Genomic DNA, 5,649 nt, shown 5'->3' with positions numbered 1-5,649 from the left:
ACCGAACCACCGGGCGCGGTCGGCGCCGCCCCGCGGAGGTCCGGAGTCCGGTTTCCCGCCGGACATGATTATTGTGGTCTACGCCCGCGTGCACAGCCCCTGTGGGGTGCCGGAACTCGGCCACCGGTGTTGACCTGATCGGCAAGGCGGAAAAAGTCGTCGCGGGGAAAACCCCTGTGAAGCGGAACCAGTATGTGCGCCTGGCCGGCGCCACGAAGTCGGTCGACTGGACGCTGGAAGCGAAGAACCGCGCCCTGGCGGGGATCAAAGGCTACGCCACCAACCTGGCAAACCCCGACCCCGACCAGGTGATCACCGCCTACAGTCGGCTGCTAAACGTTGAGAAGAGTTTCCGGACGAGCAAGTCCGACCTCGCCGCCCGACCTGCCTACCACCACACCCGCGAGTCGACCGAGGCGCACCTGACCATCGTGTTCGCCGCCCTCGCCGTCAGTCGGTGAATCGAGAACACGACCGGCTGGTCCATCAAGAAGTTCGCCACGACTGCCCGCCGCTACCGCACCATCACGATCCAGGCCGGTGACCCACCATCACCGGCGCCGACCCCCTCCCCGAAGACCTCCACACCGCCCTCGGCGCGATCCACGGCACGCACTAAATGGCCTAGGAACTGGTTTCGGAATGATCCTCGGACCGCTTTCTGGAGCAAGCGAACGGGTCATGTGTGCGGTGCGACCCCTCCGGGGACCTACGGCCGCGGTGCGTCGAGACCGGGCGAGCCCCAAACCGGGAACCAGCGCGACAGATCGGGCTCGATCGGGAGGTCGTCCGCCAGGATTGCCCTGACCTCGAGTTCCAGCGGGTTGTCGCGACGCTCATCGTCGAGTGGCGCGAACGGGTACCAGGTGCCCCGCTTGTACAGGTAGATCAACCCCAGCGGCCGGGTGTCGTCGGTGAACGCTACGACGGTGCATAGCAGCGCCGCGCCGAAGCCGGCGTCGGTCAACGCGGCGTTGACCGCATGGAGATCGGTGACCAGCCCGGCGAGATCCTCGGTCGCCGTCCGCCGGATCAACCAGACGTAGCCGTACGCGTCGGTCCGACGCTCGTACCGGCCGCCGTCGAGCGCGAGCAACCGGTCGATCTCCCCCTGCAGGCCGGCGAACGCGCCGCCCTCCGCGGGTTTGACGCATACCGATCCGACCCCGCTGGGTCGCCATTGCGACCGCACCTGCAGGGTCACGGCCGCAGCAGGCAGCGCGAACAGCCGGTCCAGGTTCGGCTGGACCGGTCGGGACCGGCCGAGCAGTACGTCGAGGATCCGCATCCGGCGACCTGCTATCTGGCCTCGCCGAGTTCGGCCGACAGCAGGGCGAGCCGCGTCAGCCGGGTGTCCAGGGGTGGGTGGGTGGAGAACAGCGAGGACAGGCTGAACCCGCCCGCCACCGCCGGCGCGAAGAAGAACGCGTTGAATGGTTCGGCTGCCCGCAGGTCGCGGGTCGGGATGCGGGACATGTCGCCGCTGATCTTGGTCAGCGCGGACGCGAGCGCGGATGGCCGGCCGGTGAGCAGCGCCCCGGACCGGTCCGCGGCCAGCTCGCGGTAGCGGGAGAGTGCCCTGGTCAGCACGAACGACATTGCATAGACCATGGTTGATACGAGTACCACCACGAGAACGACGAGGGTGCCGCTGTCCTCCTCGTCGTCGTCCGCGTGGCCGAGTCCGCCGGACATTCCGGAATATAGGCTAAATCTGGTGATCAGCCCGGCGAGCACCCCCAGGAAGGACGCAACCGTCATCACCGCCACGTCCCGGTGCGCGACATGAGACAGCTCGTGGGAAAGCACCCCTTCGAGCTCCTCGGCGTCCAGCCGCCGGAGCAACCCGGTCGTGGCACAGACAACGGCCCGCTTGGGGTTCCGGCCGGTCGCGAACGCGTTGGGCACATCGACGTCCGCGACGGCAACGGCCGGTTTGGGTGTGTCAGACAACGCGCACAGCCGGTCGACGACACCGTGCAGCTGCGGCGCCTGCTGCGGGGTGACGACCCGGCCGCCCATCGCGTACAGCGCAATCCGGTCGGAGAACCAGTACTGGGCGAACAGCAGGCCCCCGGCGATCACGATGACCAGGACCGGCGACAGACCGATACCGATCAGGACGGCCACGAAGGCGACGTAGACCAGCCCGAGCAGGAAGACGGTCACCAGCATCCGGACCGTCAGCCCGCGGTCGGCGGAGAATCGTCGCGGCGCACGCACGACCATCATCGACTCCTCAGCCTGGGATCAGACCCTCGTCGCCGAGCAGGCCGCGGACCTCGGTTAGCGTCGTGTCGGCGGCCGGGAGCACCAGATCGGACGGCGCCAGCCGGTCCGCCGGCGGCGTCGAGCCGAGTTCGCGGACACGGCCCAGCAGTGCGTCGACCGCGGCGTGGAAGGCCTCCTCGTCGTCCGACCCGATGGCTGTGACCAGCCGTTCGTCCAGGACGTTCAGTGCATCCAGTTCGCTGTCGGGAACGTCGAACTGTCCCTCGCCGAGGATGCGTATGATCATGACCTTCCCTCCAGCGGCGGAGCCTCCGGCTCGGCGCCCGGCGACGCGGTCCCGATCGCCCGCGGCGGCCCCGCGGCGGGCAGCGTGCCCTTGATCGTGGCCAGCTCGCGATCGACGTCGGTGGTCGCCGACAGGCGGTCCAGCTCGGCCTGAATGTCGTCCCTCGGCCCGGTCGCCGTCGCGTCGTCCAGTGCACCGGAGGCGAGCAGCTCGTCGATCGCACCCGCCCTGGCCTGCATCTGCTGGGTCTTGTCCTCGGCTCGCTGGATCGCCAGCCCGACGTCGCCCATCTCCTCGGAGACGCCGGCGAACGCCTCGCCGATCTTCGTCTGCGCCTCGGCCGCGGTATAGGTCGCCTTGACCGTTTCCTTGCGGGTCCGGAACGCCTCGACCTTCGCCTGCAGCCGCTGCGCAGCGAGCATCAGCCGGTCCTCCTCCGCCCGTAGCGACGCATGCTGTCGCCCGAGGTCCTCGATCTGCCCGGTCACCCCGCCGCGCCGGCTCAGCGCCTCCCTGGCGAGGTCGTCGCGGCCCGCAGCGACCGCCTGCCGGGCCTGCTCCGACAGCTTGCCGCCGGATTCCTGCAGCTGCCGCACCTGCAGCTCCAGCCGCTTGCGGCTGGTAGCGACGTCGGCGACGCCGCGGCGTACCTGCTGCAGGAGTTCGAGCTGGCGCCGGTAGGAGTAGTCGAGAACTTCCCGTGGGTCTTCCGCGCGGTCCAGGATCTTGCTGGCCTTGGTCCGGAACACCAATGCCAACCGTCGGCTCAGGCTCATCGGTGCCTCCCTCCGCCGGGTGGCCCATGGTGGGCATTCCCCGGGCGCCGCCGGCAACCCGGGAGCGGGTCCATCTGTTTCCGCACCGGCGTCGTCCCCGCCCGCGCGGGGGTTCTTCCCAACACGAAAGGAGACATGACCATGTCAACGTCGCGCCGGGTAGCTTATTAGCGGTGACAGTCGTTTTCAATAAGGTCGCGGGGTGACGGCGGCCGGGTAGCCCGGGGGGATCTCACCCCCGGGCTACCCGACCGGCGGTCGGACACTCCCTCCTCGTCCCGTCACTGGTCATCCAGCTGGTCGGGGTCGACCGGGGTGGGCAGCGAGGCGGGCAAGCAGCTTCTCCGGGGCTGTTCACTCCCACAACGCATCCCGTTCAGACGTCTTGGCCGGATCACACCCACGGGTGTGGGGAGGACTGGTGCCCATGCCGCCAGACCTCCCGCTCGAAGCCGTCGCTCGGCCGCGAATGACGATCTTTGCCTGCGCGAAACCCCAGCTCGGCCCCGACGCAACCCCGCGAACGTCCTGCGTTCAGCCGTAGACGGAGGAACGGGGTGATTTGGATAGGGGGAGCTTGGGTAGGTACCTGAAAGGCCCTCGGATTCAGTAGGGAGCCAGCCGCTGGAGGGCGCTTGCCGGAAGGTCTCGTCCTATGACCAAGTGTGACTATCTAGCGTGTAATCGAACCGAAGGGGTCACGACGGTCGAGACCGCGCTCGGGCCTACCGACCTATGCCCCTCGTGTCGGCCGGTAGCCCTGGAGCTCTTCGCGGAGCTTGCGGCGGCGATGCCGTTCAAGAACGATGACGAAATTGACCACCTGGTCGAACAAGTGTACGAACGGCTGGCGATGGAAGGCGTGGTCGAGGTGTCCGTCACCCCGGGCGGGACCCTGGTCTTTGTCCACTAAGCTGGCCGGGCTCTGTTGCGTTGGCGAAGTCCGCCCTCGCGGCTGTCGATCGTTCATGATCGAGTGATGCGTCGACGTCGTGTCTGTCCATCGGCTCCGAGGTCGGAGTTCGCGGGGTTCCGGTTCCCGCCGGAGGTGATCGTGCTGGCGGTGCGGTGGTACCTGCGGTTCGCGCTGTCGTACCGGGACGTCGAGGAGCTGCTCGCCGGAGGCCTCGACGTCGACGTTCTCGCCAGTACTCGGCGTGACCGGGTGGCTGCCCGGCGGTTCTTCGCCCGGGCGCTGGCGTACGGACGTCGGCCGGTCGAGGTCACCACGGACAAGGCCCGGTCTACCCACGGCTCCTTGACGGGCTGCTGCCCGAGTCCTGCCACGTCGACGCCGCCCGAGAGAACAACTGGACCGAGGCCGACCTGTGGGGCTCCGCAATCCGGGTTTCGGCCTGTGAGCTGGCCTGTTTCGGTTGAGGGGTCGTCGGTGGGAGTCCCCATCGGTGGGAGTCCCCAGGGGTTCGGTCGCTACCGGTGCGCGGGACGAAGGCCAGCGGAGGAGCGCCGGACGCCCGAATCTGCCGCTTCCCCTTCACATTCACACGCCGCGATCATGGCCTGTGCGGACGTGCCGTCGACACAACGACAGCTGCGCGGGTCGGTATCCGACCCGCGCAGCTGTTCAGTGCATCTAACGATCAATGCTGGGCGCCCGAGACGCAGACGTCTGCGGGTGCGCGTCAGACCGGGCGGACGTGCTCCGCCTGCGGGCCCTTCTGGCCCTGCGTGACGTCGAACTCCACGCGCTGGTTCTCGTCCAGGCTACGGAAGCCCGCGCTGTCGATCGCCGAGTAGTGAACGAAAACGTCCGGGCCGCCGCCGTCCTGCGCGATGAACCCGAAGCCCTTTTCGCCGTTGAACCACTTAACAGTGCCCTGAGCCATGTGCTTCTCCTCCGTGGGAGCCGAACCGGGGCCGCCTGGTGCGGCCGGGGTGCCGCAGCGTGATCGCCCCCACTGTCGAACTGGTCGGAATGCAACAAACGCCCGCTGTCGGAATCTGCGGGCGTCCATACGTTCGAGGAACCTACAACTGCAACAGGACTAACCTACCACTCATCACGCCAACCCGTTGCCTGCCGTCGGGAGGCCTGCCGCGGCGGAAGTCACGGGGTCGGGAACGGAACCAGACGCTGGGAACCGACGTCAAAGGCGCACGAGGCACCGGCGGAGCGGGAAGCGGTGTCCAGACGGGGTCTGTCGCCGCGGTCCTGGTTGTCCACGGCTCGCTGGCCGAGCTGCGGATCAGTCTACCAGCGCCGGTGTCGCTCGTCGCCGCAAGCATCCCCGACGTTCTGCTGCTGGGGTGGCGGGATCACCGCTGGCACGCTACCGAAGGCCGACGCAGGGCTGCGGGAAAAGAATCGGACCGCGCGGGAGGGGCTGCTACCAC

The 5,649-nt window shown here is 68.3% G+C and carries 7 protein-coding genes and 2 pseudogenes; 4 read left to right on the top strand and 5 right to left on the bottom strand.

The window, feature by feature from the left end:
- Nucleotides 1–110: 110 nt before the first annotated feature.
- Nucleotides 111–619: pseudogene (locus AC559T_RS08010) on the top strand (IS1634 family transposase); the annotation flags it as partial.
- Nucleotides 620–709: 90 nt separating this feature from the next.
- On the opposite strand, the gene pspAB reads toward AC559T_RS08010, so the two are convergent.
- From pspAB to AC559T_RS07990, 4 genes are read right to left on the bottom strand one after another with little or no spacing between them, the layout of a single operon-like run.
- A complete protein-coding gene (gene pspAB / locus AC559T_RS08005; protein WP_368954054.1) occupies nucleotides 710–1,288 on the bottom strand; it encodes a PspA-associated protein PspAB in 579 nt (192 codons plus the stop codon).
- 11 nt (nucleotides 1,289–1,299) lie between these two features.
- On the bottom strand, nucleotides 1,300–2,232 hold the full coding sequence (gene htpX, locus AC559T_RS08000; protein WP_498868285.1) for a zinc metalloprotease HtpX: 933 nt from the start codon (nucleotides 2,230–2,232) through the stop codon (nucleotides 1,300–1,302).
- Between the two features lie 7 nt (nucleotides 2,233–2,239).
- A complete protein-coding gene (pspAA, locus tag AC559T_RS07995; protein ID WP_020460126.1) occupies nucleotides 2,240–2,518 on the bottom strand; it encodes a PspA-associated protein PspAA in 279 nt (92 codons plus the stop codon).
- Nucleotides 2,515–3,294 (bottom strand): PspA/IM30 family protein, encoded by a 780-nt coding sequence (locus AC559T_RS07990; RefSeq protein ID WP_112105253.1) that lies wholly within the window; start codon nucleotides 3,292–3,294, stop codon nucleotides 2,515–2,517. The genes pspAA and AC559T_RS07990 overlap by 4 nt, the downstream gene beginning before the upstream one ends.
- Before the next feature lie 655 nt (nucleotides 3,295–3,949).
- Between AC559T_RS07990 and AC559T_RS07985 the strand changes: the two genes are divergently transcribed.
- From AC559T_RS07985 to AC559T_RS07975, 3 genes and pseudogenes are all read left to right on the top strand, one after another.
- A complete protein-coding gene (locus AC559T_RS07985; protein WP_368954051.1) occupies nucleotides 3,950–4,207 on the top strand; it encodes a hypothetical protein in 258 nt (85 codons plus the stop codon).
- A 138-nt stretch (nucleotides 4,208–4,345) separates the two neighbouring features.
- Nucleotides 4,346–4,432 (top strand): annotated as a pseudogene (locus tag AC559T_RS07980) (IS6 family transposase); the annotation flags it as partial.
- A gap of 27 nt (nucleotides 4,433–4,459) precedes the next feature.
- Nucleotides 4,460–4,987, top strand: a complete 528-nt coding sequence (locus AC559T_RS07975) for a hypothetical protein (RefSeq protein WP_243657449.1) — start codon at nucleotides 4,460–4,462, stop codon at nucleotides 4,985–4,987.
- On the opposite strand, the gene AC559T_RS07970 is transcribed toward AC559T_RS07975, so the two are convergent.
- Nucleotides 4,938–5,141, bottom strand: a complete 204-nt coding sequence (locus AC559T_RS07970; RefSeq protein ID WP_007507818.1) for a cold-shock protein — start codon at nucleotides 5,139–5,141, stop codon at nucleotides 4,938–4,940. The genes AC559T_RS07975 and AC559T_RS07970 overlap by 50 nt on opposite strands.
- Nucleotides 5,142–5,649 lie beyond the last annotated feature (508 nt).

The sequence above is a fragment of the Frankia sp. Hr75.2 genome (genome assembly GCF_949319125.1).
Lineage (GTDB): Bacteria > Actinomycetota > Actinomycetes > Frankiales > Frankiaceae > Parafrankia > Parafrankia soli.
This window is presented reverse-complemented; position numbering and strand designations above follow the sequence as displayed.

What these genes read in the sequence shown, in the direction of transcription:
- AC559T_RS07985 (WP_368954051.1), top strand. Translation starts at nt 3,950, where the DNA reads ATGACCAAGTGTGACTATCTAGCGTGTAATCGAACCGAAGGGGTCACG.
- pspAB (WP_368954054.1), bottom strand. Translation starts at nt 1,288, where the DNA reads ATGCGGATCCTCGACGTACTGCTCGGCCGGTCCCGACCGGTCCAGCCG.
- pspAA (WP_020460126.1), bottom strand. Translation starts at nt 2,518, where the DNA reads ATGATCATACGCATCCTCGGCGAGGGACAGTTCGACGTTCCCGACAGC.
- AC559T_RS07970 (WP_007507818.1), bottom strand. Translation starts at nt 5,141, where the DNA reads ATGGCTCAGGGCACTGTTAAGTGGTTCAACGGCGAAAAGGGCTTCGGG.
- AC559T_RS07990 (WP_112105253.1), bottom strand. Translation starts at nt 3,294, where the DNA reads ATGAGCCTGAGCCGACGGTTGGCATTGGTGTTCCGGACCAAGGCCAGC.
- htpX (WP_498868285.1), bottom strand. Translation starts at nt 2,232, where the DNA reads ATGATGGTCGTGCGTGCGCCGCGACGATTCTCCGCCGACCGCGGGCTG.